Origin of the sequence: Cryobacterium sp. 10I1 (assembly GCF_035019805.1) — a bacterium.
Classification (GTDB): domain Bacteria; phylum Actinomycetota; class Actinomycetes; order Actinomycetales; family Microbacteriaceae; genus Cryobacterium; species Cryobacterium glucosi.
Genome location: NZ_JASJVF010000289.1, coordinates 1 through 3,848, shown reverse-complemented (window position 1 = coordinate 3,848; position 3,848 = coordinate 1). Strand labels below are relative to the sequence as shown.

3 protein-coding genes are annotated in these 3,848 nt (G+C 67.7%); all 3 read left to right on the top strand.

Annotated features, from left to right (window positions below):
* Nucleotides 1–926, top strand: a 926-nt coding sequence (locus QN345_RS16650) for a hypothetical protein (RefSeq protein ID WP_323508910.1), incomplete at its 5' end; no start/stop codon positions are given.
* A 142-nt stretch (nt 927–1,068) separates the two neighbouring features.
* Nucleotides 1,069–3,351: a polyribonucleotide nucleotidyltransferase gene (locus QN345_RS16645; protein WP_134449603.1), complete on the top strand. Its 2,283-nt coding sequence runs from the start codon at nt 1,069–1,071 to the stop codon at nt 3,349–3,351.
* A 143-nt stretch (nt 3,352–3,494) separates the two neighbouring features.
* Nucleotides 3,495–3,830: an ArsR/SmtB family transcription factor gene (locus tag QN345_RS16640; protein WP_134449604.1), complete on the top strand. Its 336-nt coding sequence runs from the start codon at nt 3,495–3,497 to the stop codon at nt 3,828–3,830.
* The last annotated feature ends 18 nt before the right edge of the window (nt 3,831–3,848 follow it).

Below are 3,848 nucleotides of genomic sequence, written 5' to 3'. Positions count from 1 at the left end.
GCCCAATGAGCCCGATGAAGACCCCGCCGACCGCTGCGGAGACCCGGGCGGCGCTCGCCAGGCAGGCCGCCTTCGCCGCAGCGGATGCCGCAGCCCTCGACGGCCTGTTGTCCGTGCGCCCCGCAGAGGCCGGGCCGCGCCCCGAGCCGGTCTGGGACGAGGCGACGGTTGTCAATCACGAGGTCGTGCGCGAGCGCTACCACCGGCTCACCCTGTCCTGCGGCACGATCGCGGCAACCGCGCTCGCCGGGCAGTTCCTGATGATCACGGTCCCGCCGCACGGTGGAGAGCGGATCCTGCTGCCACGCCCGATGGCGATCCACCGCCGGAACCCCGAGCGAGGCACGATCGAGGTCATCTACGGCGTCGCCGGCCGCGGCACGACCGCACTCGCCGCGGTCAACCCGGGGCAGCGGCTGCTCGTGACCGGGCCGCTCGGCCGCGGCTTCGAGTTCCCGTCCGGAACCCGCCGGGCGCTGATGATCGGCCGCGGCGTCGGCGTGTGCGCCGTGATGGGTTCGGTCGAGGATGCGGCGGCCCGCGGCATCGAGGCGACGCTCGTCGCGAGCGGACGCACCAGGGGGAGCCTCATCGGCTCCGCCGAATGCGCCGAACTCGGTGCGCGCTTCATCCCGGTCACCGACGCGGAGGGCACCGCCGACCTTCCCGCACTCGGGGCTCTCCTGCGCCGCGAGTTCGCCGCCGGTCCGCCCGACGTCGTCTTCGTCTGCGGCGCCGGCGTCCTCACCCGGCTCGCCGCAGAACTCGGCGCCGAATGGGGCGTGCCCGTGCAGGCCTCCCTCGAGGCGCACATGGCGTGCGGGCTCGGCTACTGCCACGGATGCGCGGCCCCGGTCCGCACGGATCCCGCGGTCGAGGGTCCCCTCGTCTGCGTCGACGGCCCGGTCTTCGACGCCGCCGTTTAAGCGCAGATCCGGAGCAAGAGCGCTCTGTTAGACTTGGCGAGGCCAATCTATGGATTGTCCGCACGCCTTGCGCGCCATACGGGTGCGCAAGTCTTCATCGCCGGAATGGCGAGAAGCAAACACAAAAGGAGAGAACCCCCATATGGAGGGTCCAGAAATCACGTTCGCCGAAACCGTTATTGACAACGGCAAGTACGGCACTCGCACGATCCGCTTCGAGACCGGCCGTCTCGCCCAGCAGGCGCAGGGTTCTGCCGCCGCATACATCGACGAAGAGACGATGCTGCTGTCCGCCACGAGCGCGAGCAAGCAGCCCAAGGAAAACTTCGACTTCTTCCCGCTGACCATCGATGTCGAGGAGCGTATGTACGCTGCCGGCCGCATCCCGGGCAGCTTCTTCCGTCGCGAAGGTCGCCCGTCGACCGAGGCGATCCTCACCTGCCGCCTGATCGACCGGCCGCTGCGCCCGTCGTTCGTCGACGGACTCCGCAACGAGATCCAGGTCGTCGTCACCGTCCTCGCCATCGCGCCGGACGAGTACTACGACGTGCTGGCGATCAACGCCGCGTCGATGTCGACCCAGATCGCCGGCCTGCCGTTCTCCGGCCCGATCGGTGGCGTCCGCGTCGCGCTCATCCCCGACCAGAACGGTTCCGGCCAGTGGGTCGCGTTCCCGAAGCACTCGCAGGTTGAAGAGGCCGTGTTCAGCATGGTCGTCGCCGGCCGCGTTGTGACGGATGCCGATGGCAGCGAAGACGTCGCGATCATGATGATCGAGGCCGAAGCCACCGACAACGCCTGGACCTTGATCCAGGGCGGCGCCATCAAGCCGAACGAAGAGGTCATCGCCGAGGGCATCGAAGCCTCGAAGCCCTTCATCAAGCAGCTCATCGAGGCGCAGCAGAAGGTCGCAGCCGCGGCCGCGAAGCCGACAGGCAACTACCCGGTGTTCCCGCCGTACGTGCCCGCCACCTACGACGCCGTTGCCGCGCTCGCCTATGACGAGCTGAAGAACGTCTACCAGATCGCCGACAAGGTCGACCGTCAGAACGCTGACGACGCCCTCAAGGCGAGCGTCAAGACGGCGATCGCCGCGAAGATCGAAGCCGGCGAGCTCGACGCGAGCGCAGCAGGCCAGGTTTCCGCCGCGTACAAGTCGGTCACCAAGCTCGTCGTGCGCTCCCGCGTGCTCAACGAGGGCATCCGCATCGACGGCCGTGGGCTTGCGGACATCCGCCCGCTCGACGCCGAGGTCGCGATCATCCCCCGCGTGCACGGTTCGGCGATCTTCCAGCGCGGCGAGACCCAGATCCTGGGTGTCACGACGCTGAACATGCTCAAGCTCGAGCAGACGATCGACTCCCTGAGCCCGGTCACCAAGAAGCGCTACATGCACAACTACAACTTCCCGCCGTACTCCACCGGTGAAACCGGCCGGGTCGGCACGCCGAAGCGTCGCGAGATCGGCCACGGAGCGCTCGCTGAGCGTGCCCTGGTCCCCGTGCTGCCGTCGCGCGAGGAGTTCCCGTACGCCATCCGTCAGGTCTCCGAGGCGCTGAGCTCCAACGGCTCGACCTCGATGGGTTCCGTCTGTGCGTCCACCCTGTCCCTGCTCAACGCCGGTGTGCCGCTGCGCGCCCCGGTCGCGGGCATCGCGATGGGCCTCATCTCCGACACCGTTGACGGGAAGACCCGCTACGCGGCCCTGACCGACATCCTCGGTGCGGAAGACGCCCTCGGCGACATGGACTTCAAGGTCGCAGGCACGAGCGAGTTCGTCACCGCGATCCAGCTCGACACCAAGCTCGACGGCATCCCCGCCTCTGTGCTTGCCGGTGCGCTCACGCAGGCCAAGGATGCTCGTACGACCATCCTCGCCGTGCTGAACGCCGCCATCGACAAGCCCGACGAGATGGCACCGACCGCGCCCCGCGTGATCAGCGTCCAGATCCCCGTCGACAAGATCGGAGAGCTGATCGGCCCGAAGGGCAAGACGATCAACGCGATCCAGGACGAGACCGGCGCAGACATCTCGATCGAGGAAGACGGCACCGTGTACATCGGCGCCGTGGACGGCCCCTCGGCAGAGGCCGCCCGTGCCCAGGTCAACGCGATCGCGAACCCGACCAACCCGGAGGTCGGCGAGCAGTTCCTCGGAACCGTCGTGAAGATCGCCGCGTTCGGCGCCTTCGTCTCGCTCCTCCCCGGCAAGGACGGCCTGCTGCACATCAGCGAGGTCCGCAAGCTCGCCGGTGGCAAGCGCGTCGAGAACGTCGAAGACGTGCTCGGAGTCGGCCAGAAGGTCCTCGTTGAGATCACCAAGATCGACGACCGTGGCAAGCTGTCGCTCGCCCCGGTCCTCGAAGACGAGTCGGCGTCCGCCGAATCCGTCGTCGAGGTCGCATCGGTGTCCACCGAGGCGTAGTCTTAGGGTTCTGCCGACAACCTCTCGCCAGGTTAGTCGGTTAGACGGAAGGCCCGTTCTGCTTCGGCAGGGCGGGCCTTTTCCGTGCCCGGCCCCACCTATTTGAGAACATTATAAATTGGCGATATAATCAAACGGTGCCGATGACCGGATTGCCCATGGCCCAGCTCAAGGCCGAATTGTTCAAGTCGCTGGGGCATCCGCTGCGCGTGCAAGTGCTCGAACAGCTCGTCGGCGGCGAACGCTCGGTCGGCAGCCTCGCGGAGGTGCTCGGCTCCGAGCTCTCCAACCTCTCCCAGCAACTCGGTGTGCTGCGCCGCGCCGGCGTGGTCGTCACCCGCCGTGAGGGCAACACCATCTTCTACGCGGTCCGTGACGCCGGCGTCGCCGAACTGCTCACCGTTGCGAAGCGGATGCTGGTCGCGAGTCTCGAAGACTCCCACGCGCTCCTCCGCACGATCGAGCAGGACGAGCGCTAGCGGCATCCGCTTCGCAAC

What these genes read in the sequence shown, in the direction of transcription:
- QN345_RS16640 (WP_134449604.1), top strand. Translation starts at nt 3,495, where the DNA reads ATGACCGGATTGCCCATGGCCCAGCTCAAGGCCGAATTGTTCAAGTCG.
- QN345_RS16645 (WP_134449603.1), top strand. Translation starts at nt 1,069, where the DNA reads ATGGAGGGTCCAGAAATCACGTTCGCCGAAACCGTTATTGACAACGGC.